Here is a 26,112-nt window from a genome sequence, read left to right on the forward strand (position 1 = left end):
TGTGGGCCCGGGGGGTGTGGGGGCCCTGGTGGTGGGGGGGGCCGGTGGGTGTGGTGTAGGGGGTGGTGTGGTGGTCGCCCCCGGGGGGGGGGCAGCCCACGAGCGGCGGCCGGGGAGCAGGAGCCGGACGCGACGGAGCCCGCGTCCCCTCGAACGGGACGCGGGCTCCGGGCCTGCGGGGGAGCGGGGCTCAGGAGGCCCCGGGGCGGGCGGCGATGCCGGCCAGGGTCTCGTCCATGTCCCGGTCGCTGTCGGCCGTGCCGGCGTGCACGAGCAGGATCGGCGTCAGGTCGTCGGCGGCCGGGACGGGGCCGGCACCGGCCGGGGCCAGCAGCAGGGCGGGCAGCGTCTCGGTCTCCGCGGCGACCTGGACGCCGGCCTTGCGCAGCGAGTCGGCCACGTTGCGCCGGACGCCCCGCCGGCCCTCCGCGGCCCGCAGCTGCAGCGGCACCCGGCGGCCCACGGCGGCGTGCGCGGCCAGCCGGAGGGCGGCCCGGCCGGAGGCGTCGCCGTCCTGCAGCACCGCGACCGGCCCGCCCGGCTGCAGGCCCGCCTCGCCGAGCTCGCCCGAGACGGTGACCACCGACCCGCGCAGCGACGGCGGCCAGGGGGTGCCGGCGGTGAGCGCGCCCTCGACGATGCCCCAGCCGCTGCGGACCAGGACGACGTCGGCCGCGGTGCTGCCGGCCAGGTCGGCCACCTCCGCCCACGGGTCCTCGCTGAACCGCGAGGCGACCGACGCCTTCAGCCCCCGGGCCTCGACCAGCCGGGCCAGGGACCGCAGCTCGTCGGCCACGGTGGCCATCAGCTCGAGGTCGGCGCCCAGGCCGCTGGACACCTCGGGCTTGGGCCGGGAGCGGCGGACCACCCGGGTCAGCACGACCTGCGCGGGCGACTCGCGGCCGACCAGGTCGCAGGCCAGCTCGACCAGCGCGGCGTCCCGGTCGGGCTCGTCCACGACGACCACGACGGTGTAGGCCTCGGTGAGCCCCATCTCCGCCCGCTCGGCCGCGGCGATGTCCCGGTCGAGGATCCGCCTGGGGTAGACGAGGTTGAGCAGCGGCGTGGCCATGCCCGTCGTCACCAGGGCCATGATCACCATGAGCGTGAACATCTCGCCGTCGAGCACGCCCTGCTGGACGCCGATGTTGAGGATGACCAGCTCGGTGAGCCCGCGGGTGTTCATCAGCGTGGCCAGGGCGGTGGACTGGCGCCGCGGGACCCGCATGGCCCGCGCGGCGGCGTACGCGCCGACGAACTTGCCGGAGATGGCGACCAGCAGGATCAGGCCGAGTTCGCCGAGGCCGGCCAGGTCGATGGCGCCGACGTCGACGTTGAGGCCGGTGATGACGAAGAACACCGGCAGCAGCAGGAGCACGCTGACCTGCTCGAGCCGGTCGATGATCTCGTGGTTGAGCCGGGCGGCGCCCTTGCGGGGCATGACGACGCCGAAGAGGAAGGCGCCGAAGATGAAGTGGATGCCGATCTCCTCGGCCACCCAGGCGCTGGTGAGGATGCCGATGAGGACGCCGGCGAGCATCTCCGGGGTGAGCTGCCCGAGCCGCTCGTAGCGGGTGACGAGGACCCGCAGCACCGGCTTGACCACCAGGAACATCACCAGGGCGAAGGCCACCGACAGGCCGAGGATCAGCACCACGCCGGTGAACGACGAGGCGGCCACGATCGCCACGACGACGGCCAGCAGGCACCAGGCCAGGACGTCGTCGACGGCGGCGCAGGCCAGCGCGAGCACGCCCGTGGGGACGCGGTGCATCTGCCGCTCGGCGAGGATCCGCGCGAGCACGGGGAACGCGGTGATGGACATGGCCACGCCCATGAACAGGGCGAACCCGAGGAAGGGGATCACCGAGGTCGACCCGTCGGTCGCGGTGAAGACGTCGTGCTGGGTGTGCAGGTAGGTCGCCAGCAGCACGCCGAGCGCGAACGGCAGCAGGATCGACGCCAGCGACACCGAGACGGCCACCTTCTCCCGGCCGCGCATGAACGACAGGTCCACCTCGAGGCCGACCAGGAACATGAACAGCACCAGGCCGAGCTGTGCCAGCACGTTGAGGAACGGCCGGATGTCGGTCGGGAACAGCAGCAGGTCGAGGTCGCCCGGCAGGGCGCCGAGCAGCGTCGGGCCCAGGAGGATGCCGGCGACGATCTCGCCGACGACGGCCGGCTGACCGACCTTGACGGCCAGCCGCCCCATCAGCCGGGCGATGACCATGATCACCGCGAGGTCGACGAAGACGTAGGCGATGATCTCTGCGACGGGGCGCGCTTCCACGTGTTCTCCGGGCATGGCTGTCCGCGCCGCGTGGGACCGCGCGGGAGTCGGTTGGGACGGCGGGGACCGGGCACCCGGGGCCACGCCGGGCGCGGATGCTAGCCGCGGCGGTCCGGTCGCAGGGGTCCCGCGCGCGCGGCATCTCGGCGGGCGCGAACCGGTTCCCGGACGGCGGGTCCCCCGGCACACTGTGCCGCTGCCGCGCACCGCGGCGTCCGGCGCGGCCGGGGATACAGCGTTTCAGGAGGACATGCATGGATGCCGTCGGCCTGGTGGGCGCGGCGCCTGCCAACATCGCGGACTACCAGGTGGTCCGCGTGCTCGGTGAGGGCAACAACGGCCGCTTCTACCTCGCCCGCCCCCCGGCGCGGCTCGGCCTGCCCGACGAGTACGTCGCGGTGAAGGTCTTCACCGGCACCCACAGCGAGCAGGCCTACGAGCGGGGCGTGCGGGAGCTGCGCGCCTTCGCCCAGGTGGCTTCGCCGTACCTGGTCAAGGTCTACGACGCCGTGCTGCAGGACAGCTTCCTGTACGCGATGGAGTACTGCCCCCTCGGCTCGCTGGCCGCCCCGGCGCGGCCGCTGAGCCGCGGCGAGGTGCTGCGCGCGGTGGCGCACGCCGCGCACGCCGCGCACGCGCTGCACGAGGCGGGCCTGACCCACGGTGACGTCAAGCCGGCCAACGTCCTGCTCACCGAGGAGGGTGGCAAGCTGTCCGACCTGGGCCTGGCCCGCTACCTCGCGCCGGGCGTCACGCTGACCGGCATGGCCAGCGCCGCCTCGGTCGAGTTCCTGGACCCGGCGCTGCTGCGCGGTGACCGGCCCTCGCGGGCCACCGAGGTGTTCGCCCTGGGCGCCACCCTCAACCGGGCGCTCACCGGCACCGGCCTGTACGGCGAGCTGCCCGACGGCGAGCCGCTGCTCGCCATCCGCCGGGTGATGAGCGCCGAGCCGGCGATCGCTCCCGGCCTGACCGACGAGGAGGCCGCGCTCGTCTCCGAGTGCCTGGCCCCGGTGGGGCAGCGCCCGGTGACCGCGCTGCAGGTGGCCGAGCGGCTGGACCGGATGGCCGCCGAGGGGCTGGCCGCCCCCCGCGCCTGACCGGCGTCCGACACGACGAGGGCCCCGTCCCCCCCGGCCGGTGGGGACGGGGCCCTCGTCGTGTGCGGGGCCGGGAGACGGTCAGCGCTGCGTGAAGTCGCTGTGCGCGCTGTCGGTCCACCAGGCGTACAGGGTCCCCAGCCCGGCCTGGCCGCCGTTCTGGATGGCCACGATGCCCTCGGCGGCGAGGTCGTCCTGCGTCCAGTACAGGATCGCGTTGTTGTCCCCGTCGACGAAGCAGCCGAGGCGGCCGGCGTCCACCCCGCCGATCGTGTACTCGTCGTAGCCCTGCCCGGTGGCGCAGTCCGGCTGGCCGGTGAAGGGGCTGACGCCCTCGCGGGTCATGTCCGCCAGGAAGACGGCGTCGACGGTCGCGGCGTCCTCGTACAGGTAGAACGACGACGCCCCGGGACCGGGCTGGGTCGCGGCGGCGCCGCAGTTGACCGCGGCGACGTCGCCGTCGCCGGCCGGGTCCGCGGTCTCGCAGGCCGCCGGGTCGAAGTCGCCCGGGAGGATCGCCAGCAGCTGGTCCTGGGCGTCGGCGTCGGTGGAGGTCCCGCCGCCGGTGCTGCCGCCTGAGGTGTTCCCGTCCGACGTGTCGCCGCCGGAGGTGTCGCCGCCGGAGGTGTCGCCGTCCGGGGTGCCCCCGGTCGAGGTGCCGGTGTCGTCGGCCCGGACGTCGTCGCCGCCGCTGAAGCCGCCGGCCAGCGCGATGACCCCGACCACGACCGCGATCAGCGCCACCGCGGCCCCCACGATCAGCAGCGGCAGCCTGTTCGAGCCCTTCCCGCCGCCCGAGGCCGACGAGCCGCCCTGCGGCGGGAACCCGGGCCCGGCCGGCGGCGGGAAGCCGGTGGGCGGGCCCGGGTTCGAGGGGGGCCCGTAGCCGGTGGGCGGGCCGGGGTTCGACGGCGGCCCGTAGCCGGTGGGCGGCCCCGGGTCCGACGGCGGGGTGTACAGCGCCGCGGGCGCGCCCGGGTGCGACGGCGCCCCGTAGGAGCCGGCGGGGCCGGGGTTGGAGAAGCCCACGGTCTGCGGGTGGGCGAGCAGCGGGGCGACCGACGTCGGCGGCGCGGTCTCGGGCCGCACGGTCACGCCGGCGGAGCTCAGCGCCGCCCGCGCGGCCGCGGCGAACTCACCGCAGGTGCCGTACCGCTCGTCGGGCTCCTTGGCCAGGCCCTTGAGGACGACGTCGTCCAGCCCGCGGGGCAGGCCCGGCCGCAGCGCGGACGGCGGCTGCGGGGTCGTGTTCAGGTGCGCGTACATGAGCGTGGCCAGGCCGTCGCCGGTGAACGGCCGCCGGCCGGTGAGGCACTCGAACAGCACGCACGCGAGCGCGTAGACGTCGACCCGCTTGTCGATCGGCTTCTCGAGGAACCGCTCGGGCGCCATGTAGTCGAAGGAGCCGAGTGCGGCGCCGGTCTGGGTCAGCGCGGGGCCCTGCGCGTCCGACGTCGACCGGGCGATGCCGAAGTCGACGAGGTAGACGAACTCGTCGTCACCGGTGCCGGTCAGCAGCACGTTGGAGGGCTTGACGTCGCGGTGCACCAGGCCGTCGGCGTGCGCGGCGTCGAGGGCCCGGGCGGTCTGGCTGACGACGCCGACCGCCCGCTCGGGGCTCATCGGACCCTCCTCGGCCAGCACGGCGGCGACGTCGCGGCCGGGCACCAGGCGCATGTCGAGGAACAGCCGGCCCTCGATCTCGCCGTAGCGGTGGATCGGGACGATGTGCGGCTCGTTCAGCCGCGCCGCCAGGTGCGCCTCGCGGCGGAAGCGCTCGCGGTAGCCGCGGTCCGCGGCCAGGTGCTCGGAGAGCACCTTCAGCGCGACCGTGCGGTCGTGCTCGGTGTCGAACGCGCGGTACACCTCTCCCATGCCGCCGCGGCCGAGCAGCGCCTCGATGCGGTAGGGGCCGAACTGTTGCAACTCCACCGGTGATCCTCCGTGTGCCGCAGCTCCGGGCGCTCGTCGGAGCCGGCGCCGGGTGCGGGTCGACGGCGGAGTCTAGGGACGGGTCCCCGGCCCGACCAGCGTCTCGGCCGCGGCTCGGTGGCCGGCGGGACGGGGCGGCCACCGGGCGGCGGACCGTGACCGGGCCGTGACCCGGCGGCGGAACTGGCGCGCGCGAACCAGTGGTCGGGACGGCGGGGTCTCCCTATCTTCCTCTCGCTCTCGGGCCCCCAGCGCCCGTCCCCACGAACGGAAGAAGCAGATGAGTCAGCCCCCCGGCCAGTACGGCGCGCCGAGTCAGTACGCGCAGCCCGGTCAGTACGGCGCGCCCGGTCAGTACGGCGCCCCCGGCGGCTACGGCGCGCCCGGCGGCTTCGGCCCGGGCGGCGGCCCCGGCTTCGGCCCCGGCGGCTACGGGCAGCCGCCGCAGAGGAGGAGCGTCCTGCCCTGGGTGATCACCGGGCTGGTCGTGGTGCTGGCCGGCGTCGGCGTGCTCCTGTTCTTCCTCCTCCGCGGCGACGACACCCCGGCCCCGGCGGCGCAGGAGTCCTCGACCTCGGCCGACGCCTCCGACGACGGCGGCGAGGAGGGCGGCGACGAGGGTCCCGACACCGGGTCCGGCGCCGGCTCCGACACCGGCACCGGCTCGGGCATGGGCATGGACATGGGCGGCCCGGTCGGGGTGCCGCCGGGCGCCGGCACCCCGGGCAACGGCGGGGGCGGCAGCACCGGCACCCCCATGGGGAACGACACCGGCGGCGCCGACGCCGGCCAGATCCCCGGCTCCTCCGACCTCGCGCTGGCGTGGGTGCAGGCGGTCTACGACTTCGACTTCGCGACCGCCTACGGGCTGTCCTGCGCCGAGCTGCAGGCCGCGGCCCAGCAGGGCTCGGCCGGCACCGAGTACGGCCCCGAGGAGTACCTGACGCTGTACTTCTACAGCCAGGTCCTGGGCGGCCAGACCATCGCCGAGGGCGGCCTGGTCAGCATCGAGTACGACCCGGCCAACGCCGTCGACGTCGCGACCTTCGAGCTGACCCTCGGCGACGGCACCACCCAGAGCGTGCAGGTCTGGGTCGGCCAGGACCTCACGGTCTGCAACTTCGGCTGACGCACCCCTCCGACGGCCGGTCCCCGCAGCGCGCGGGGGCCGGCCGTCGGCGTCTCCACCGCCGGACTGCGGCACGATGGGCCGGTGTTCGCGGTGACCCGGCTGCGCGTGCCCGAGACCGAGGCGGCCCGCCTCGCCGACGCCGTCGACGGGCTGCTCGCGGCGCTGACCGCCCGGCCCGGCTGCCACGGCGGGGAGGCCGGCCGCTGCGCCGACGACCCGACGCTGTGGGCGCTGGTCACCCGCTGGGACGGCGTGGGCGCCTACCGCCGCGCGCTGTCGGCCGCGGAGGTCAAGGTCGCCGGCGCGCCGGTGTGGGTGCACGCCCTCGACGAGCCCGGCGCCTACCTCCCCGTCGACGAGCCCGGCGCGCGCCCGGTCGCGCAGGCCCCGGGTGCGTAGCCTGCCCGCGAGAGCACACACCGGCCCGGGAGAGGCGCGATGAGCCAGCCGCCGCAGGACGAGGGGACGCCGCCCGAGCGCACCCGCGAGGTGCGCCTCCCACCGCCGCCCCCGCGTCCGCTGCCCGACGAGCCCACCGACCGGCTGCCCGGCGGTCCCGAGCAACGCGACCCCACCCTGCGGATGGGCGCCCCCGGGCAGCAGCCCGGACCCCAGCAGCCCCGGTACGGCGGGCCGCCGTACGCCCCGCCCGGGTACGGGCAGCCTGCCCACGGGCAGGCACCGTACGGGCAGGCCCCGTTCGGTCAGGCGCAGCCCGGCCTCGGTCAGCAGCCCCCGTACGGGCAGCCGCCCGCCGCCGCGCCGGGGTACGGCCCGCCGGGCTACGGAGCGCCGGGCTACGGAGCGCCGGGCTACGGAGCGCCGGGCTACGGGCCGCCGCCCGGGTACGGCGCCCCGCCGCAGCCGCCGCGCCGGAACCGCGGCCCGCTGGTCGCCCTGCTCGCCACGCTCGCCGTCCTCCTGGTCGGCGGCGGCGTGCTCGCCGCGGTCCTCCTCTCCCGGGACGACGACGGCGGCGGCCCGGCCGCGACGGCGACGTCGGCCGGCACGTCGGCGTCCACCTCGTCGTCGCCCCCGTCCTCCTCGCCGGAGTCGTCCGGTGGGGGCGGCTTCGGCGGCGGCGCCGGCACCCCGACCGGGGGCGGGGGCGGGGGAGCGGGCGGGGACCTCAACGTCCCCGGCAGCCCGGACTTCGCCGCCTCGTGGGTGCAGTCGGTCGTCGACCGCGACGCGGCCGCGGCCTACGACGGCCTGTGCGCCGACGGACGGGGCCAGTTCCCCGACGGGCAGGCGGTGCTCGCCGACTTCGACGCCTTCCTCGGCGGCCGGATCACCGAGGGCTCGGCCACCGGCGCGGCGGCGGCCGGCGACGTCGACGAGGTCACCTTCGAGGTGACCCTCGACAGCGGGCGGCCGGCCACCTTCGTCGTCACCGTGGTGGACGAGGGCGGCCCGGCCGTCTGCGGGTACACCGAGCCCTGACCCGGCGTCGTCAGCCGCCGAAGAGGGTCTCCAGCTGGGTGCGGAAGGTCAGCACCGACAGCGTGCCGAACAGCAGGATCGCCCACACCAGGGCGCCCAGCCGCACGCCCCGCACGCGGATCGGTGCGGGCAGGAGCTTCCGGTTGACCAGGATCAGCAGGCCCGCGTAGACGAACATCATGAACCCGCCGACGACGGCGGAGATGACCAGCAGCACCAGGGGCTGGTCGAGGCCGGCGAGCAGCACGACGATGCCGATGGCGATCAGGCCCCACACCAGGCCCGCGTAGACCTTGCTCTCGTTGGCGTTCCGGGCGTACGAGGTCTTGATGACGTCGGCGGCGAGCCGGCTGGTGTAGTCGACGATCCCCAGGGCGGCGGCGAACAGCGCGAAGGCGCCGATCGCCCAGAAGAAGTACTGGAACCAGGTCCCGACCCGCTCGCCGAGCACCTGCCCCTCGATCTCGATGAAGCCGATGTCGTTGGCGACGTCGTCGCGGCCGAACACCGTCGCGTACGCCAGCAGGGAGGTGAACAGGATGGTGACGAAGGTGATCGCGACGAACGTGGCGAGCTGCTCGACGTTCGCGAAGCGCCACCAGCCGCGCCACCGGCGCAGGTTGTCGGGCGTCGGCTCGAACACGTACCCGGTGCTCGGCACGGCCTCCGGCTCGCCGGTCACCGGGCTGACCAGCCGGGGCACGTAGGCGCCCATGCCGAAGCCCTTGTCGCGGATCCAGTTGGACTGCACCAGGTTCTGCCCGCCGCCGCCGCCGGCGAAGGCCAGCGCGCCGAGCAGCAGGGCGAAGCCCAGCTCCTCGACCGGGATGCGCGGCCGGGTGACGACCTGCGGCACGTCGGACCACGCGGCCGCGCCCACCGCCACGACCGCGGCCACGGCGAAGAGGACCAGCACCGCGGCGACCTTGAGCATCTGCGCCCGCTCGAGGGCGACGTACACGACGGGGGCGAGCGTGAGGACGAGCCCGATGGCGACCAGCATGCCGATCGCGATCCAGCGCGGATCCCCTCCGCCGACCAGGTAGGTGACCAGGGTCGCCGAGCTGGTCGACCACCCGGGCCACAGGTTGGCGAAGTAGGTGAGCACCGCGAAGAACAGGCCCCAGTGCCGCCAGAACCGGCTGAAACCGGTGAGCGCGGTCTCGCCGGTGGCCAGCGTGTACCGCTCGATCTCCATGTTGAGGAAGTACTGGGTGAGCAGCCCGAGCAGTGCCGCCCAGACGAAGACGAGCCCCACCTGGGAGGCGATGTAGGGGTAGAGGATGAACTCCCCGGAGGCCAGCCCGACGCCGGCGGCGATGATGCCCGGACCGATCAGCCGCAGCTGCCGGCGCGGCTCCTCCGGCATGGCCCGGACCTCGGGGCGTGGGTGGTGACGCGTGGGGAACGCGGCGGCGACGTCCTCCACCGGCGTGCCCCCGACGGCTCCGGCGCGGTCTGACCTGGCCATCGGACCTCCTCCCGGGCGCGGCCGGGAACCGGCGGCGCCGCCTCGTCGCTGTGTGGCAGGTCACTCTGCCCGGGGACGGGCGGCGACGCCACGGTCCGTCCGGTCCGGGACGTCGTCCTCCCGTGGACCGTGCCCGTCCCGCGGAGGGGCGACGCGCCGCGGCCGACTACCGTGGGCAGGTCAACCGCCGACCGCCAGCCGGATGGAGCACCGAGCTCGTGAGCGCCAGCAACACCACGCACGACCCCGCCCGCCTCGACAAGGTGGTCAACCTCTGCAAGCGCCGGGGGTTCGTCTTCCCGTCGGGTGAGATCTACGGCGGCACCCGCTCCGCCTGGGACTACGGGCCGCTGGGCGTCGAGCTCAAGGAGAACATCAAGCGGCAGTGGTGGCGCACCGTCGTCCAGAGCCGGGACGACATCGTCGGCCTGGACTCCTCGGTGATCCTGCCGCGGCAGACCTGGGTCGCCTCCGGCCACGTCGGCGTCTTCACCGACCCGCTGACCGAGTGCCAGAACTGCCACAAGCGCTTCCGGGCCGACCACCTCGAGGAGGCCTTCGAGGCGAAGAAGGGGCGGCTCCCGGAGAACGGCCTCACCGAGGTCACCTGCCCCAACTGCGGCGTGACCGGCCAGTGGACCGAGCCGCGCGACTTCAACATGATGCTCAAGACCTACCTCGGCCCGGTCGAGGACGAGTCGGGGCTGCACTACCTGCGCCCGGAGACCGCGCAGGGCATCTTCGTCAACTTCGCCAACGTCATGGGCGCGGCGCGGAAGAAGCCGCCGTTCGGCATCGGCCAGATCGGCAAGTCCTTCCGCAACGAGATCACCCCGGGCAACTTCATCTTCCGCACCCGCGAGTTCGAGCAGATGGAGATGGAGTTCTTCGTCGAGCCGGGCAGCGACGAGGAGTGGCACCAGTACTGGATCGACGAGCGCACCCGCTGGTACACCGACCTGGGCATCTCCCCGGACAACCTGCGGCACTTCGAGCACCCGAAGGAGAAGCTCTCCCACTACTCGAAGCGCACCGTCGACATCGAGTACCGCTTCGGCTTCCAGGGCTCGGAGTGGGGCGAGCTCGAGGGCATCGCCAACCGCACCGACTTCGACCTGTCCACCCACACCGAGCACTCGGGCGTGGACCTGTCCTACTTCGACCAGGCCACCAACACCCGCTGGACGCCGTACGTCATCGAGCCGGCGGCCGGGCTCACCCGCTCGCTGATGGCCTTCCTGGTCGAGGCCTACACCGAGGACGAGGCGCCCAACGCCAAGGGTGGCGTCGACACCCGCACCGTGCTGCGGCTGGACCCGCGGCTGGCGCCGGTCAAGGCCGCCGTCCTGCCGCTGTCGCGCAACGCCGACCTCTCGCCCAAGGCGCGCGACCTCGCGGCCGCGCTGCGCCGGAACTGGAACGTCGACTTCGACGACGCCGGCGCGATCGGCCGCCGCTACCGCCGGCAGGACGAGATCGGGACCCCGTTCTGCCTCACCGTCGACTTCGACACCCTCACCGACGACGCGGTGACCGTGCGCGAGCGGGACTCGATGAGCCAGGAGCGCATCGGCCTGGACCAGGTGGAGTCCTACCTGGCCGCCCGCCTCCCCGGCTGCTGACCGCGCACCTCCGCGGACGTGCCCGGCGCACCTCCGCGGAGGTGCACGACGGGTGCGGCCGGGTGCACCACCGGGCCGCCGTCCTCGAGCAGGTCGAGGGCGGCGGCCCGCACCGTCTTCGGGGACACCTCCGCGACCAGGGAGCGGTCGTGGGCGCAGCGCGCCCGGCTCTGGTCCAGGCCGCAGGCCGGGCACGCGGTGCGCGTGGAGACGGCCACCCGGTGCCGCCGCCGGGTCAGCGGGCCGGCGTTGAGCAGGTTGTGCTCGAGGAAGACGCCGACCGTCGCCGTCCCGACCGCCTCGGCGAGGTGCCGCGGCCCCGAGTCGTTGCCGACCAGCAGCCGGCAGCGGGCCAGCACCCCGGCCAGCGCGGACAGCGACAGCCGGCCGACCAGGTCGAGCAGCGGCGCCGCCGTCGCCGCGCGGATCGCGTCGGCGGCGCGCCGGTCGTCGCCGCCGGAGCCCACCAGCACCACGGTCGCCCCCTCGGCGGCCAGCGCGCCGGCGACCTCGGCGAAGCGCTCCGCGGGCCAGCGGCGCCGCGGGTCGCTCGCGCCGGGGTGGAGGGCGACCAGGGGCGCGGGACCGGCGGGCAGGACCCGGTCGGCAGCCGCGGCGTCGGCCGGGGTGACCGCCAGCCGTGGCTCGAGGGTCACCGGCACCGCCCCGACCAGGCCGGTGAGCTCGAGGCAGCGCAGCACCTCGTGCTGGTCGCTCGTGTAGGGCAGCCAGCGGTCCAGCGCCGGCGCGCCGGCGTCGCGCGCGCCGGCGGTGACCCGGGCGCCGAGGGCCGCCACGAGCGGGTTGGAGTTGCCGCCCCCGCCGTGCAGCTGGAGTGCCAGGTCGTACCCCTCCCCGCGCTGCGCGGCGAGGAAGCGGCGCACCTCGGCGCCGTCCCGCGCGGCGCCCGGGGCGTCGCGCACGCCGGGCCACGGCGGCACGACGACGACCCGGTCCCACGGCCCGGGCCGCCCCTCGAGCAGGTCGGCGTGCCACGGCCGGCCGAGGAGGGTGACCTCCGCACCGGGGTACGCCGCCCGCAGCGCGGCCAGCGCCGGCAGGGTCAGCACCAGGTCGCCGAGCAGGTTCGCCCGCAGCACCGCGATGCGCCCGACGTCGGGGACCGGGGCTCCGGTCGCGGTCAGCGCGGCGGCAGACGACCGGGGCACGCGCGTCCTCCTGGGCTCGGCGGGCGGGAGCCTCCCTCTGCCCAGGCCCGCGCCGGTCCATGCGGGGGCGCCTCCCCGCGGGTGACCCCGGCCACCGGGCGCGGCCACCTACCCTGGACCGCGTGACGAGCACCCTGGCGCCGGCGGTCGCCCCGCTGCGGCTGGGGCCGCTCACCGTGGACCCCGCCGTGGTGCTCGCGCCGATGGCCGGCATCACCAACCCCGCGTTCCGCACGCTGTGCCGCGAGTTCGGGGCCGGCCTGTACGTCTGCGAGATGATCACCACGCGGGCGCTGGTGGAGCGCAACGAGAAGACGCTGCGGATGATCCGGGCCACCCCCGAGGAGGCCGCCGCGGGCTTCTCCGTGCAGCTCTACGGCGTGGACCCGGCCACCGTCGGGCGCGCGGTGGAGATGCTCGTCGACGAGGAGGTCGCCGGCACCCGCCCGGCGCACGTCGACCTGAACTTCGGCTGCCCGGTGCCCAAGGTGACCCGCAAGGGCGGCGGCTCGGCGCTGCCGTGGCGGCGGGTGCTCTTCCGCGACATCGTGCGGGCCGCCGTCCGCGCCGCCCGCGACGTGCCGGTGACGGTCAAGACCCGCATCGGCATCGACGCCGACCACGTCACCTACCTCGACGCCGGCCGGATCGCGCAGGACGAGGGCGCGGCCGCGATCACCCTGCACGGGCGCACCGCCGACCAGCTCTACAGCGGCACCGCCGACTGGGGCCCGATCGCCCGGCTGGTGGAGACCGTCGACATCCCGGTGCTCGGCAACGGCGACGTCTGGGAGGCCGACGACGCGCTGCGCCTGGTGCGCGAGACGGGGTGCGCCGGCGTCGTCATCGGCCGCGGCTGCCTGGGCCGGCCCTGGCTGTTCGGGGACCTCGCCGCCGCCTTCGCCGGGGAGTCCCGCCGGGCGCTGCCGACGCTGCGCGAGGTGGCCGCGGTGATGGTCCGGCACGCGCGGCTGCTGTCGGAGGGGCAGGGCGAGCTGCACGGCTGCACCGACTTCCGCAAGCACGTGGCCTGGTACCTCAAGGGCTTCTCGGTGGGCTCCGACGTCCGTCGCGCCCTGGCGATGGTCAGCTCGCTGGACGAGCTGGCCGGCCTGCTCGACCGCATCCCCGACCAGCCCTACCCCACGGCCGTCCTCGGCGGCCCGCGCGGGCGCACGAGCAGCCCCCGGCCGGTGGCGCTGCCCGAGGGCTGGCTCGACGACCGCGACGACCCGCGCCCGCCGGCCGGCGCGGAGCTGGAGACGAGCGGCGGATGAGCGGCCCGTACCTGTACGACGAGGGCCCCGAGGCGCTGCACACCGGCACCCCGCGGCGCCGCAACGGGCTGCTGCTGGGGATCTTCGGCGGCACGGTGGCGCTCGCCGTCGCCATGGTCGTGGCCCTGCCGCTGGTGAAGGGCTCGGGGGAGGAGCAGGCCCGCGAGGCGGTCGGCGTCTTCCTGGCCGCGCTCGAGGCCGGCGACACCGAGACCGCCGGCGACCTGCTGTGCCAAGCCGAGCGCGACCGCGGCGAGGTCGGTGACGTCCTCGCCGGGTACGAGCACCCCGGCGACGCCGAGGTGGTCGGCGTCGCGGAGGGCCGGCTCGGGGACCAGGACAGCCAGGAGGTCCGGGTCCGCTGGGACGACGGCGCGGAGGCCACGCTGGCCGTGGTCCTCGAGGACGGCCCGCGCGTCTGCGGCACCTCCGGCTGACCGCGCCGGCGCCGCGAGCGGATCCCTTCTCGGAGTGCCACCGGGCTGTCACCATGTGCGCCGCCCGGCTGGAGGTCCACCGGGCCAGCCCGAGAGGAACCGCGTTGACGCAGCCGCCCCACCCGCCCGTCGCCCCCGCCGCGCCGTACGCCCCGCCCGGGCCGTACGCGCACGCTGCGCCCTTCGCGCCCGCCGGTGTCGCGCCGGCCGCCGCGCCCGTCCCGCAGCCGGCCGCGCCCACGCAGGTGGCCTTCCCCGGCCAGGTCCAGCTGCCGCCGCAGCCGCAGTTCGCGCCCACCCCGCAGCAGGCCGCGCAGGTGCAGCGCGGCGCGCCGGCCAGCGGCTTCCCGCGCTACGTCCCGCCGCCGCCGTCCCCGGTCAACCGCACCGGCCTGTACGTCGGCATCCTCGTCGTCGTGCTGACGCTGCTGTTCGCGGTCCTCGGCTTCACGCTCGTCGCCTGATCCCCCCGGCCGGCCCGGCCCGCTCTCCCGCCGGGCCGGCCGTCCGCTGCGGAAGCGCGCTCACCTCCGTGTCCCCGGACGGCTGACGGGCTGGCGTGTCCACCGTCCGGTGGGTCACGATCGCTGCCTGGCTCCGGGTGGACGTATGAGACGTCTACCCCTGACCGGGAACCCGGGGCCGCGCTCGCCGGAGCGGCCGACGGGGACCCCGCGACGCCGCACCGGCGGACGGGCGGCCGGCGGGACGAGCGCGGAGGTGCACGGTGGGCAGCGTCACGAGCACGACCACCTGGGTCTACGACTTCAGCGAGGGCAACAAGGACCAGAAGGACCTCCTCGGCGGCAAGGGCGCGAACCTCGCCGAGATGACCAACCTCGGGCTGCCCGTGCCGCCCGGCTTCACGATCACCACCGACGCCTGCCGCCACTACCTGGAGCACGGCAGCACCCCGCCCGACCTCGCCGGCCAGGTGACCGAGCACCTGACGGCGCTGGAGAAGGCGATGGGCAAGACCCTCGGTGACCCCGCGGACCCGCTGCTGGTCTCGGTCCGGTCCGGGGCCGCGGCCTCGATGCCCGGGATGATGGAGACCGTCCTCAACGTCGGCCTCAACGACGAGTCGGTGCAGGGGCTGGCCGCGCAGTCCGGCAGCGAGCGCTTCGCCTGGGACTCCTACCGCCGGCTGATCCAGATGTTCGGCAGGACGGTGCTCGGCATCGACGGCGAGGCGTTCGAGCACGCCCTCGACGAGGCCAAGCGCGAGCAGGGCACCGACCTGGACCTCGACCTCGACGCCGAGCACCTGCGCGACGTCGTCGGCCGGTTCAAGGCCATCGTCCGCGAGCACACCGGCCGGGACTTCCCGCAGGACCCGCGCGAGCAGATGGACCTGGCGATCAACGCCGTCTTCGACTCGTGGAACAGCCCGCGCGCGATCCTCTACCGCCGCCGCGAGCGCATCCCCGGCGACGCGGGCACGGCGGTCAACGTCTGCTCGATGGTGTTCGGCAACCTCGGCGCCGACTCCGGCACCGGCGTCGCGTTCACCCGCGACCCGGGCAGCGGCGAGCAGGGCGTGTACGGCGACTACCTGCAGAACGCGCAGGGCGAGGACGTCGTCGCCGGCATCCGGAACACCGTGCCGCTCACCGAGCTCGAGCGGATCGACCGCGGCGCCTACGACGAGCTCCTGCGGATCATGAGCACCCTCGAGTCGCACTACCGCGACCTGTGCGACATCGAGTTCACCGTCGAGCGCGGCAAGCTGTGGATGCTGCAGACCCGGGTGGGCAAGCGGACGGCGGCCGCGGCCTTCCGCATCGCCACCCAGCTGGTCGACGAGGGCCTCATCGACACGGACGAGGCGGTCCGCCGGGTCACCGGTGACCAGCTCGCCCAGCTGATGTTCCCGCGGTTCGTCTCCGGAGGGGACGCCACCCGGCTGACCCAGGGCATGAACGCCTCGCCGGGTGCCGCGGTGGGGAAGGCGGTGTTCTCCTCCGAGACCGCCGTCCAGTGGGCCGACCGGGGCGAGAAGGTGGTCCTCGTCCGCCGCGAGACCAACCCCGACGACCTCGCCGGGATGATCGCCGCCGAGGGAGTGCTCACCAGCCGCGGCGGCAAGACCTCGCACGCCGCCGTCGTCGCCCGCGGGATGGGCAAGACCTGCGTGTGCGGCGCCGAGGAGCTGCAGGTCGACACGACGAACCGGCGGTTCACCGCGCCCGGCGGCGTCACCGTCGAGGAGGGCGACGTCATCTCCATCGACGGCTCCACCGGCCGGGTGTGGCTCGGGGAGGTGCCGGTCGAGGACTCCGCCGTCGTGCGGTACTTCGAGGGCGAGATCGGCCCGGACTCGCCCGAGGCCGACGACCTCGTGCGCAGCGTGCACCGGATCCTCACCCACGCCGACGAGGTGCGGCGGCTGGACGTCCGCACCAACGCCGACACCCCCGAGGACTCCGCCCGCGCCCGCCGCTTCGGCGCCCGCGGCATCGGCCTGTGCCGGACCGAGCACATGTTCCTCGGCGACCGCCGGCAGCTGGTGGAGAAGCTGATCCTCGCCGAGACCGACGAGGACAAGCAGGCGGCCCTGGACGCGCTGGCGCCGCTGCAGAAGCAGGACTTCGTCGAGATCTTCGAGGCGATGGACGGGCTGCCGGTGACCGTGCGGCTGCTCGACCCGCCGCTGCACGAGTTCCTGCCCGACCTCACCGACCTGTCGGTGCGCGTCGCCGTCGCCGAGGCGCAGGGGCACCCCGACGAGGCGAACCTGCGGCTGCTGGCCGCCGTCCGCCGGCTGCACGAGCAGAACCCGATGCTGGGGCTGCGCGGCGTCCGGCTGGGCCTGGTCGTGCCCGGGCTGTTCGCCATGCAGGTGCGGGCCATCGCCGAGGCCGCGTGCGAGCGCCGGTCGGCCGGCGGCGACCCGCGGCCGGAGATCATGATCCCGCTGGTCGGCGCGGTGCAGGAGCTCGAGGCGATCCGCGAGGAGTCCGAGCAGGTGCTCGCGGCGGTGTTCGAGGAGTGCGGCGTCGAGCTCGACGTCCTCATCGGCACGATGATCGAGGTGCCCCGCGCGGCGCTGACCGCGGAGGAGATCGCCCGGTCGGCGGAGTTCTTCTCCTTCGGCACCAACGACCTCACCCAGATGACCTGGGGCTTCTCCCGCGACGACGTCGAGGCGGCGTTCTTCCACGCCTACCTGGACAAGGGCATCTTCGGCGTCTCCCCGTTCGAGTCGCTGGACCGGCCGGGCGTCGGCCGGCTGGTGGAGGTCGGCGTGCAGGGCGGCCGCGCGGCGCGGCCGGACCTCAAGCTCGGTGTCTGCGGCGAGCACGGCGGCGACCCCGACTCGGTGCACTTCTTCCACGAGGTGGGCCTGGACTACGTGTCCTGCTCGCCGTTCCGGGTGCCGGTCGCCCGGCTGGAGGCCGGCCGGGCGGCGCTCGGCGGGGAGCGCGCCGGGTCCTGACGGCCGCGCGGCACGCCCGTCGCACCAACCACACCCGGCGCACGGCCCGTGTCATCCTCGACCGGTGACGCGGGCCGGGGCACTGGTGACACGGGTGTTCGGCGCCGTCGTGCTCGCCGCCCTGCTGCTGGTCGCCTCGACCGCGGCCGCCATCTGGTGGACCGCGCGGCACGACGCGCGGCCGGCCTCGGACGCGATCGTCGTGCTCGGCTCGGCGCAGTACAACGGCGTCCCGTCGTCGATCTTCGAGGCCCGGCTGGAGCACGCGCTGTCGCTGTGGGAGGACGGCGTCGCGCCGGTGGTCGTCACCGTCGGCGGCAAGGCGGCCGGCGACCAGTTCACCGAGGCCGAGGCCGGGCGCGACTACCTGATGAGCGCCGGCGTCCCCGGGGAGTCGCTGCTCGCGGTCCCCGAGGGCGTGGACACGCTGGAGAGCATGCGGGCGGTCGGGACCGCGTTCGGCGAGCGCGGGTGGACCAGCGCCGTCCTGGTCACCGACCCCTGGCACGCCATGCGCGCCGAGCGGATGGCCGAGGACGCCGGCATCAGCGCCGAGAGCTCGCCCACCCGGCAGGGCCCGGCCGTGCAGACCCGCAACACCCAGTTCCGGTACATCCTCCGGGAGACCGCCGCGTACCTGCTGTACCGCGTGACCGGGGAGAGCGTCGCCGGCGCGCCCGGCATCGGCTGAGGAGGGCGCGTGCTGGAGCTGGGGAGGGCGGGGGAGCGCGGGGCGGCCAGACGCGAGGTGCCGGTCCTGCGGGACGGGGAGCCGGTCGGCCGCCTGCGCTCCACGGACTTCTGGCGGGAGGCGTCGGTCGCCGTCGTCGGGGACCGCGAGTGGGTGCTCGGACGGCGGAAGGGCGGCGTGCTGGCCGGGCGGTGGGCGACCGAGCCCGAGGACGCCGCCCGGTTCACCGCGCGGCAGGTGTCGGCGTGGCGGGGCACCTGGCGGGTCGAGGTCGACGGCACCGCGGTCGACGTCGTCCCGGCGTCCTGGTGGAAGGGCACCTACCGGTTCACGGCGGGGGAGCGGGCGGTGGCCGAGAGCGGCTCCACCGGCGGCTGGTCACCCCGCCCGACGCTGACCGCGGACGACGACCTGCCGCTTGACGTCCAGGTCCTCCTGCTGTGGCTGGTCCTGGTGCTGCAGCGGCGCACCTACGGCACGGCGGTCGCCGTCGCCGCCGGCGGCGCCGCGGCCGCGGGCGGCAGCTGAGCCCACGGCGGACGAGGGCCGCCCCTGGCCGTCCTCGCGACGGGGGATGATCGGTGCGGGACGCGCACGGGCGTCCCGGCAGCAGCACGACGGAGGAGGCCCATGGCCGGCCGGGGACGCATCCGAGCAGCGGACATCGCGCTGGTGCGCGAGCGCAGCCGGATCGACGAGGTGGTCGGCGAGCACCTGCAGCTCAAGCGCGCCGGGGGCGGCAGCCTCAAGGGCCTGTGCCCGTTCCACGACGAGAAGTCGCCGTCGTTCCACGTCACGCCCTCGCGGAACCTCTACCACTGCCTCGCGGGCGAGACCGGCGTCCTCACCGAGGACGGCGTCGTGCCCATCGCGGAGCTCGCCGGGCGGACGGTCCGGGTGCTGAACGGGGACGGCGGCTGGGTCGAGGCGCCGTTCCGCTCGTACGGCGTGCAGCGGCTCATGCGCGTCGTCGTCTCCCGCAACGGCCGGGAGAAGGAGCTCTTCGCCACCGACGAGCACCGCTGGTTCGTCCCGGCGGGGAAGCTGCGGCAGGACCGCCGGGAGAAACTGACCAGGGACCTGCGCCCGGGGGACCAGCTCTCCCCGTCGTTCCCGATGAGCCGGGTGCTGCACCCGGCCACGCGACCGTCCCCGTTCGGCATCGCCCGTGGACTGGTCTACGGCGACGGGACGCGGGCGGGCTCCGGTTCGATCGCCAACCTCTTCGGCGAGAAGGACGCGCAGCTCTCCCGGTACTTCGACGGCTGCCGTAGCTGGGAGGGCGAGGGGGTCACCAAGTACTACGGTCTCCCGGCCTACTTCAAGGACGAGCGACCGGCCCTCGACGAGGACGCCTCATACCTGCTCGGCTGGCTCGCCGGCTACTTCGCCGCCGACGGGTGTGTGGCCGACGACGGGGACGCCGTCCTCAACTCGGCCCGCGTCGACGACCTCGAGTACGTGCGGACGCTGTGCACCCGTCTGGGCATCGGGACCTACGGGGTGGCCAAGCAGACCCGCCTCGGCATCGACGGCGTCATGAGCGACGTCTACAACGTCCGCTTCATGACCAAGGGGCTGCCCGACTCCTTCTTCCTGCTGCAGCACCACCGCGGGCGCATCGCCGCCAACCGCAAGAAGTACGAACGCAAGCGCTGGGTGGTCCGGTCGGTGGAGTGGAGCGATCGGATCGAGGAGGTCTACTGCGCCGAGGTGCCCGGCACCCACGCGTTCACGCTCGAGGACAACATCCTCACGGGGAACTGCTTCGGCTGCGGGGCCGGCGGTGACGTCATCAGCTTCGTCCAGCAGATCGACCACCTGAGCTTCACCGAGGCGGTCGAGCGGCTGGCCGCCCGCGCGAACATCGACCTGACCTACGAGGACGACGGCGGCCGGCCCACCGGGGCGCCGGACCGGGCGCAGGCCGGGCAGCGCGCGCGGCTGGTCGCCGCGAACACCGAGGCGGCGGCCTTCTACGCCGAGCAGCTGCGCAGCCCCGAGGCCGCGCCCGCGCGCCAGTTCCTCGCCGACCGCGCCTTCGACCGGCAGGTCGCCGTCGACTTCGGCTGCGGGTACGCCCCCGGCGGGTGGGACGCGCTGACCCGGCACCTCCGCGCGAGGGGCTACAGCCAGCAGGAGCTGGTGACCGCGGGCCTGGCCAAGGAGTCCTCGCGCGGCACGCTCATCGACCGGTTCCACCGCCGGCTGGTGTGGCCGATCCGCGACATCACCGGCGACGTCATCGGCTTCGGCGCCCGCAAGCTCATGGACGACGACCCGGGCCCCAAGTACCTCAACACCCCCGAGACGCCGCTGTACAAGAAGAGCAGCGTCCTCTACGGCATCGAGCGGGCCAAGCGGGACATCGCGAAGAAACACCAGGCCGTCGTCGTCGAGGGCTACACCGACGTCATGGCCTGCCACCTGGCCGGGGTGACGACGGCGGTCGCGTCCTGCGGCACCGCGTTCGGCGCCGAGCACATCGGCGTGCTGCGCCGGCTGCTCATGGACCAGGACGAGTTCCGCGGGGAGGTCGTCTACACCTTCGACGGCGACGCCGCGGGTCAGGCCGCCGCGCTCAAGACGTTCAAGGAGGACCAGCGCTTCGTCGCGCAGACCTTCGTGGCCGTCGAGCCCGACGGGCGCGACCCCTGCGAGCTGCGCCAGGCGCACGGTGACGCCGCCGTCCGGGACCTCGTGGCCCGGCGGACCCCGCTGATCGAGTTCGTCCTGCGGACCACGCTCGCCGAGTACGACCTGGACACCGTCGAGGGGCGGGTCGCCGCGCTGGACCGGACGGCGCCGCTGATCGCCCAGGTCAAGGACCACGCGCTGCGCCCCGCCTACGCCCGCCGGCTGGCCGGGCTGATCGGCGACACCGACGAGGGCGAGGTGCTCGAGCGGGTGCGCCGGATCACCGGCGGCGAGGTGGCGTCCTCGCGGTCGCGGCCGCGGGTCCCCAAGCGCACCCCGGACGACGCCGCGCTGGCGGTCGAGCGGGAGGCGGTCAAGGCAGCGCTGCAGGTGCCCGAGATCGCCGGGCCCTCCTTCGACGCCGTCCCGCCCGAGGCCTACACCGACCCGGACTACGCCGCCGTCGCCGCGGCCGTGGCACAGGCCGGGGGAGCGGCGGCCGCGCGGGTCACCGGGCCGGAGTGGCTGGACCTGGTGGCCGCGCACTGCGAGCGCGAGACCGCCCGCGCCCAGCTCACCGCGCTGGCGGTGGAGCCGCTGCGGTCGGTGGGGGAGGGCGACGCCGGCTACGTCTCGGCGGTGCTGGCCCGGCTGCAGGAGATGGCCATCGTCCGGCAGGTCACCGCGCTCAAGGCCAGGCTGCAGCGGATGAACCCGGTCGAGGAGGGCGACGCGTACATGCGCGCCTTCTCCAAACTCATGGCGCTGGAGCAGGAGGCCATCTCGCTGCGGCAGCGGGCGATCGGCGGGCTCACGTGAGGCTCGCGTCGGCCCTGCGCCGCCGGCTCACCCGCCCGCCGGAGCCGGTGCGCGCCGTCGTGCAGGCGTCGGCCGACCCCGAGGAGCGGGTGCTGGCCTGGGGCACGCTGGTCCGGGGGCAGGGCTGGCTGGTGGCCACCAGCCGCGGGCTGCGCGTCGTCCCCGCGGACCTCCCGCTGGACGCGGCCGGCGACGTGGGGGTGCTGCGCTGGCACGAGGTCGGCTCGGCGCGCTGGGCGGCCACCGACGACGGCGGCGGCAGCTTCACCGTCAGCGCGCTGACCGAGGTGGAGCCCGGCGTCCAGGCGCGCGAGCCCGCGCAGCGGCACGCGCTCAGCGACGCCGGCGACCTGCCGGCCGTGGTGCGCCGCCGGGTGGACCAGACGGTGGTCGCCAGCCGCCGCTCCCCGCTGCCGAACGGCGGCGGGGTGGTGCTGGTGGCGCGCCGGGTGCCGGGTCAGGCGGCGCGGGAGTGGACCGTCGTGTTCGACGACGACGCCGACCGCAGCGACCCGGAGGCGCGCGAGGTGGCCCGCCGCAAGCTCGAGGAGGCGCTGGCCGCGGAGCAGCCGGGCTGAGGTCGGCTGTTCGTGGCCGGGCTCAGCCGACCGGCGGCGGGTCGACCGGCAGCGCGGTCAGGTCGGGGGACTCGGTGGCCGTGGTGGGCGGCGTCGTCGTGGTGCCGGTGCTGCGCGGGGGTGCGCCGTTGGAGCCGGTGTCGCGGCCCATCTTGGCCTTCACCGAGCTGACGACGTCGTCGGCGCGGGCCTGCGCCATCCCGGCCAGGCCCTGCAGCTGCGGGTTGTCCTTGGCGTCGGACCACAGCCCGCGGATCTGCTCGTAGCGCTCGCGGCCGGCCCGGGCGCCGAGCACGTACCCGGCGCCGAAGCCGAGGAGGAAGGAGAACTTGGCCACGGGGACCTCCGGGGTCGCGGGGCGGACTGCTTCGTGATCACGCTACGGCGCGACGCGATCGTCCGCGATCCGGAGGGCCTGCGCGGGGCGCCGGAGGGCGTGGGGTACATTCGTGAGGCGTGCGGGTCGCACCCGCCCATCCCCCGTAGCTCAATTGGCAGAGCATGCGACTGTTAATCGCAGGGTTATTGGTTCGAGTCCAATCGGGGGAGCAACACCGCAGGTCAACGGCCTGGTAGGCGATCCGAGCCTCGGCCGACGACCAACAAACGACCAACAAACCACCGGGCGGCGTTCCCTGCGTCGGCCTGGCCGCGGCCAGCCCCACGTCGTCGTGCCCACGGGGCCCGGGACCTCGTCACGTCGGGTCGTACCGGTACCGCAGGACGCGGTCGAGGACTGAACGACCCGAGCATCGCGAGCGCTGGTGTCCCTGAGGGCGGCTTTAGGGCCACGTTCTGGCCGCTTACCCCTCCGCCACCATCGCTGAGAACATCACCCGGGAAAGACGTGCGGCGCCCACGCGAACGGGGCGCCCGTGCGCTTGCCGCACCTCCGGCAGATTTTGTCGTCCACACTCAAGGGCTGCTCGCCGTCCGGATGTCGCTGGACGTAGGAGTGAAACCCGAAGCGGCACCGCAGTGGCTTCCGAGTCATGGGCCGATGCTAAGAGTCGTCGATCCCGCCCAGGAGGGGACTACGGCCCTGCGCGCCCCAATCGCCCAAAGTGGGCCGCTTGGGGACAGCGGCCGGCTCCCCGTGAGGCGGCCTTTTGACCGGCGGCCACTGATCTCGACGGACCCGCCCGGTTTACGGAGGAGCTACCGAAGCCGTTGGAGGGCGGTTGCCGCCTGGGGGCTGGGCAGTCCGCGGCCCATGTAGACGTCCTGGGTCAGGCTCGGGCGGTTGTGGCCGAGGTGGTCGGCGATCTGGCGTGCGGACAGGCCGGCCTCGTCCAGCCGGGTGGCCACGGTCTTGCGGAACACGTGCGAGGTGACCCAGTCGAACCCGGCCCGGTCGAACGCCCTGCGGAGGTCTCCGCTGGTGTTGTGGGGATCGCGGAGGCGTCCCGACGGGCTCGGGAAGAAGACCCCGGCGTCGGCGGAGACGCGGCCCTCCTCTTCCCGGCGGCGCAGCAGTCCGACGACGTAGTCCGGAAGGCCGATGGTGCGCCGGCCGGCCACCGACTTGGGGAACTCCTGGATCACGAGCCCGCGGCCCGGCACACGCACCACGGTGGCGGCGATCGTCAGCGAGGCGCGGTGCAGGTCGACCGCCGACCGCCGCACCGCGCACGCCTCCCCGATGCGCACCCCGGTGCCGAGCAGGAACTCGACCAGGTCCGGGAGATCGAGCCGCACCGCCTCGGGATCGGTGGCCAGCCGGGACAGCAACTGCGCGGACTCGGACACGGTGAGGGCACGCGGACCGGAAGCGGTCCGGCGTTGCGTACGCTTCATCGAGGTCTCCCGGACCGGATTCGCCGGCATCGCGCCGTGCCGCACGGCCAGCGCCAGCATGCCGGAGAGCACACTGCGCGCGGTCTTGGCCGCCCCGGCGCCGTGGGTGCTCCTGATGGCGCGTAGAGTCCGGTCGACCGCCGGGACGGTCACCTCCCGCAGTCGGAGCTCTCCCAGCGCCGGCAGCACGTGGGACGTCACCGCAAACCGGTACAGGCGCTTGGTGCCCGTCGCCAACTCGCTGTCGTCGATCTCCGCGAGCCACATCGTGGCCAGGCTGCTGACCCGGCTGTCGGCCCCGGACCCGGCCGTGGTCTCCGCCGAGCCGTCCCGGTCGCGGAGCGCCTCGCGCAGTCGCCGCTCGGCCTGGGGACGGCTCTCGCCGTAGCGGGTCACGAAGCGACGACGGCCGTCGAAATCCCGAAAGCTGACGCGGGCGCGTACGCGCTTCTTGCCGACCACGAAGAAGTCGATCTTCCCGAAGGTCCCCACTGCCAGCGGTGGCCTCGCCATGGCACCTCCTCGGTACGCGGACGGTCCGTGCCGGACCCCTGTGGGATCCGGCCAGGGCAGCGTCTGTAGAGGAACGAGGCCATCGCCACCCTCGGCCGAGGGATCTGGGGACGGACCCAGGCCTGTGGACAGCGGCAACCGCGTCGTGGGGTCAGGACGTGCGGCGCCGGGGCGAGGTACTCACGTCCCGGCGGGTCAGGTCGGCGTCCTGCCGTTCGGCGACCCAGCGCGCCAGATCCTCGAGCCGGTACATGACGCGGCGGCCGAGACGGAAGCCCTCGGGTCCGACGCCGAGGTGTCGCCAGTAGCGCAGGGTCCCGGCCGGGGTCCGCAGGAAGGCGGCAGCCTCGTCGAGGGTCAGCAGGACGGGCGCCGCACCGGCGCGCTGGTCGTGGTTCATGGCGGTCCTCTCGAGCGGTCCCATGGGCGGAACGCCGCACGCAGGTCGACGGGGCAGGTAGTCAGTGACAGGCACCGGCGGGGCGAAGCCTCCCGACCGCGCCTCCGAACACCCCCGGTTCCCCCCTCCCAGCGCCGCCGCGGGAGGTCCGGCGCGGCGGAGCGGTCGACGCTCGGCCACCTGCGGCTCCGGTCGGCCCCCGGTTCTTCTCCGGTCATGACTCGGCGCATGTCGGATCACCGTCGCCGGCCTCCTGTGGTCCTAAGGTGCGGGACAGCGGGGTTGGCTCGACCGGCTCGGCGATGGGGGAACTGCTGTGGCGCGGCCGCTACTGCGAGGCGATCGACTGCAGGCCGCGCGGGAGGCGGCCGGGCTGACCCGGTACGACCTCGCGGAACTGCTCGAGCTGTCCAGCCCCGCACGGATCCGGGTCTGGGAGTTGGGTCTCGAGCGTCCCCGCCCTCGATTAGTGCCGCGACTGGCCGCCGCACTCGGCGTCGAGCCGCTTCACTTGCTCGACGTCGATTCCGGCGATCCGCCGCTGGCGGCGCTCCGGTTGGCGGCCGGCCTGGCGACGAACGAGATGGGCGCCCCAGGCGTGTCCGTCATGACGTATGTGCGACTGGAGGACGGCCGCCCGGGCACCGAGCCGACGGCTGACCTCATCCGCGCCGTGGCGGAGGTCCTCCGGGTGGACACCGCGCAGGTCCACGCCGCGATTCAACGCTCACGCAGCGACCACGCGTCCTTGGCGTCGTCCGGCGGCTGACCGGAGAAGTACTGGAGGTTTGGGCTTCCCCTCCTGACGGTCCCCGGTGGTAATTTCCCGCCACCCCAGCCCCGGAGGTGCCCATGGCTCGCACGACCCAGTGGAGCTTGACCTGGGCCGACGTGCTGTGGAGCTCCCTTCAGCGATCGTGTCTGGACCTCTTTAGAGCTGTGCAGGGGCCGCGGAACGGCCGGCGGACGCGTGGGGTGCTGTCGCGATGACCGCGCGGGGGCGGGTGACCGGTGTGCTGCTGCCTGTCCTGCTGGCCCTGACCGGGTGCTCGACGGCGACGGAACCTCCCCAGAGCTCTTCATCGAGTGAGGCGACACCTTCGCGGACCGCGACGAGACCTTCTGAGACAAGTAGTGCGCCGACCCCCGAAAAGGAGGCGGCAGAGTCCGCCACAGCAGTCATCAACGAGTTGTTGCGCGTAACAGACGCAGCCAAGCAGGACCCATCGGCTAGCTGTAGTGACCACGAGCGTTGTTGACGGCCTAGCGGGCTGAGACAGCGAGGAGACCTCCGGGTGAGGGTGTGGGTGCTGACGCCTCACCGACGACCCGGAGGTCTCGTGTCCCACGCTAATGCCCGCC

At 74.6% G+C, this 26,112-nt stretch carries 21 protein-coding genes and 1 tRNA gene; 15 read left to right on the forward strand and 7 right to left on the reverse strand.

The window, feature by feature from the left end; translation table 11 throughout:
- Window positions 1–190: 190 nt before the first annotated feature.
- Complete coding sequence (locus tag ACI8AK_RS22785) at window positions 191–2,293, reverse strand: cation:proton antiporter (protein ID WP_387985256.1); 2,103 nt, start codon at window positions 2,291–2,293, stop codon at window positions 191–193.
- A gap of 254 nt (window positions 2,294–2,547) precedes the next feature.
- Between ACI8AK_RS22785 and ACI8AK_RS22790 the strand changes: the two genes are divergently transcribed.
- A complete protein-coding gene (locus tag ACI8AK_RS22790; protein ID WP_456958141.1) occupies window positions 2,548–3,393 on the forward strand; it encodes a protein kinase domain-containing protein in 846 nt (281 codons plus the stop codon).
- Between the two features lie 81 nt (window positions 3,394–3,474).
- On the opposite strand, the gene ACI8AK_RS22795 is transcribed toward ACI8AK_RS22790, so the two are convergent.
- On the reverse strand, window positions 3,475–5,325 hold the full coding sequence (locus ACI8AK_RS22795) for a serine/threonine-protein kinase (protein ID WP_456958143.1): 1,851 nt from the start codon (window positions 5,323–5,325) through the stop codon (window positions 3,475–3,477).
- Between the two features lie 280 nt (window positions 5,326–5,605).
- Here ACI8AK_RS22795 and ACI8AK_RS22800 point away from each other — a divergent pair, with 280 nt between their 5' ends.
- The 3 genes from ACI8AK_RS22800 to ACI8AK_RS22810 all read left to right on the forward strand — a co-directional run bounded on the left by ACI8AK_RS22800 (window position 5,606) and on the right by ACI8AK_RS22810 (window position 7,900).
- Window positions 5,606–6,454, forward strand: a complete 849-nt coding sequence (locus tag ACI8AK_RS22800; protein ID WP_456958145.1) for a hypothetical protein — start codon at window positions 5,606–5,608, stop codon at window positions 6,452–6,454.
- A gap of 84 nt (window positions 6,455–6,538) precedes the next feature.
- Entirely contained in the window at window positions 6,539–6,856 is a 318-nt protein-coding gene (locus tag ACI8AK_RS22805) for an antibiotic biosynthesis monooxygenase family protein (protein ID WP_387985245.1), read from the forward strand.
- 39 nt (window positions 6,857–6,895) lie between these two features.
- Window positions 6,896–7,900 carry a hypothetical protein gene (locus tag ACI8AK_RS22810; RefSeq protein WP_456958146.1) on the forward strand — a complete coding sequence of 335 codons (1,005 nt, stop codon included), beginning with the start codon at window positions 6,896–6,898 and terminating at the stop codon, window positions 7,898–7,900.
- Window positions 7,901–7,910: 10 nt separating this feature from the next.
- On the opposite strand, the gene ACI8AK_RS22815 is transcribed toward ACI8AK_RS22810, so the two are convergent.
- Window positions 7,911–9,371 carry an Nramp family divalent metal transporter gene (locus ACI8AK_RS22815; protein WP_456901934.1) on the reverse strand — a complete coding sequence of 487 codons (1,461 nt, stop codon included), beginning with the start codon at window positions 9,369–9,371 and terminating at the stop codon, window positions 7,911–7,913.
- Window positions 9,372–9,589: 218 nt separating this feature from the next.
- Between ACI8AK_RS22815 and ACI8AK_RS22820 the strand changes: the two genes are divergently transcribed.
- A complete protein-coding gene (locus ACI8AK_RS22820) occupies window positions 9,590–10,993 on the forward strand; it encodes a glycine--tRNA ligase (RefSeq protein WP_387985238.1) in 1,404 nt (467 codons plus the stop codon).
- Here ACI8AK_RS22820 and ACI8AK_RS22825 read toward each other — a convergent pair.
- Window positions 10,963–12,162, reverse strand: coding sequence for a glycosyltransferase family 9 protein (locus ACI8AK_RS22825; protein ID WP_456958148.1), 1,200 nt, complete (start codon window positions 12,160–12,162; stop codon window positions 10,963–10,965). The genes ACI8AK_RS22820 and ACI8AK_RS22825 overlap by 31 nt on opposite strands.
- Window positions 12,163–12,284: 122 nt before the next feature.
- Between ACI8AK_RS22825 and dusB the strand changes: the two genes are divergently transcribed.
- The 8 genes from dusB to ACI8AK_RS22865 all read left to right on the forward strand — a co-directional run bounded on the left by dusB (window position 12,285) and on the right by ACI8AK_RS22865 (window position 22,040).
- Window positions 12,285–13,439 (forward strand): tRNA dihydrouridine synthase DusB, encoded by a 1,155-nt coding sequence (gene dusB / locus ACI8AK_RS22830; protein WP_387985233.1) that lies wholly within the window; start codon window positions 12,285–12,287, stop codon window positions 13,437–13,439.
- Complete coding sequence (locus ACI8AK_RS22835) at window positions 13,436–13,876, forward strand: hypothetical protein (protein WP_387985230.1); 441 nt, start codon at window positions 13,436–13,438, stop codon at window positions 13,874–13,876. Before dusB ends, ACI8AK_RS22835 begins: the two co-directional genes overlap by 4 nt.
- A 104-nt stretch (window positions 13,877–13,980) precedes the next feature.
- Complete coding sequence (locus ACI8AK_RS22840; RefSeq protein WP_387985228.1) at window positions 13,981–14,340, forward strand: hypothetical protein; 360 nt, start codon at window positions 13,981–13,983, stop codon at window positions 14,338–14,340.
- 263 nt (window positions 14,341–14,603) lie between these two features.
- Window positions 14,604–17,315, forward strand: coding sequence for a pyruvate, phosphate dikinase (gene ppdK / locus ACI8AK_RS22845; RefSeq protein ID WP_456958150.1), 2,712 nt, complete (start codon window positions 14,604–14,606; stop codon window positions 17,313–17,315).
- Window positions 17,316–17,379: 64 nt separating this feature from the next.
- A complete protein-coding gene (locus tag ACI8AK_RS22850; RefSeq protein WP_387985222.1) occupies window positions 17,380–18,006 on the forward strand; it encodes a YdcF family protein in 627 nt (208 codons plus the stop codon).
- A gap of 9 nt (window positions 18,007–18,015) precedes the next feature.
- The gene (locus tag ACI8AK_RS22855) at window positions 18,016–18,534 is read left to right on the forward strand and encodes a hypothetical protein (RefSeq protein WP_456901937.1); all 519 of its coding nucleotides are present in this window, start codon (window positions 18,016–18,018) and stop codon (window positions 18,532–18,534) included.
- Window positions 18,535–18,636: 102 nt separating this feature from the next.
- Entirely contained in the window at window positions 18,637–21,462 is a 2,826-nt protein-coding gene (dnaG, locus tag ACI8AK_RS22860; protein ID WP_387985216.1) for a DNA primase, read from the forward strand.
- Entirely contained in the window at window positions 21,459–22,040 is a 582-nt protein-coding gene (locus ACI8AK_RS22865; RefSeq protein WP_456901938.1) for a hypothetical protein, read from the forward strand. Before dnaG ends, ACI8AK_RS22865 begins: the two co-directional genes overlap by 4 nt.
- A 22-nt stretch (window positions 22,041–22,062) precedes the next feature.
- On the opposite strand, the gene ACI8AK_RS22870 is transcribed toward ACI8AK_RS22865, so the two are convergent.
- Window positions 22,063–22,377, reverse strand: a complete 315-nt coding sequence (locus tag ACI8AK_RS22870; protein ID WP_387985211.1) for a hypothetical protein — start codon at window positions 22,375–22,377, stop codon at window positions 22,063–22,065.
- Window positions 22,378–22,516: 139 nt separating this feature from the next.
- Here ACI8AK_RS22870 and ACI8AK_RS22875 point away from each other — a divergent pair.
- A tRNA-Asn gene (locus ACI8AK_RS22875) sits at window positions 22,517–22,589 on the forward strand.
- Window positions 22,590–23,198: 609 nt separating this feature from the next.
- Here the strand turns inward: ACI8AK_RS22875 and ACI8AK_RS22880 are convergent.
- Together ACI8AK_RS22880 and ACI8AK_RS22885 are read right to left on the reverse strand one after the other, a co-directional pair.
- Window positions 23,199–24,350 carry a site-specific integrase gene (locus ACI8AK_RS22880; protein WP_456958151.1) on the reverse strand — a complete coding sequence of 384 codons (1,152 nt, stop codon included), beginning with the start codon at window positions 24,348–24,350 and terminating at the stop codon, window positions 23,199–23,201.
- Between the two features lie 151 nt (window positions 24,351–24,501).
- Complete coding sequence (locus tag ACI8AK_RS22885; RefSeq protein ID WP_456958153.1) at window positions 24,502–24,750, reverse strand: helix-turn-helix domain-containing protein; 249 nt, start codon at window positions 24,748–24,750, stop codon at window positions 24,502–24,504.
- A gap of 316 nt (window positions 24,751–25,066) precedes the next feature.
- Here ACI8AK_RS22885 and ACI8AK_RS22890 point away from each other — a divergent pair, with 316 nt between their 5' ends.
- Window positions 25,067–25,519, forward strand: a complete 453-nt coding sequence (locus ACI8AK_RS22890) for a helix-turn-helix domain-containing protein (protein ID WP_456958154.1) — start codon at window positions 25,067–25,069, stop codon at window positions 25,517–25,519.
- The last annotated feature ends 593 nt before the right edge of the window (window positions 25,520–26,112 follow it).

Source organism: Geodermatophilus sp. SYSU D00867 (assembly GCF_054050315.1).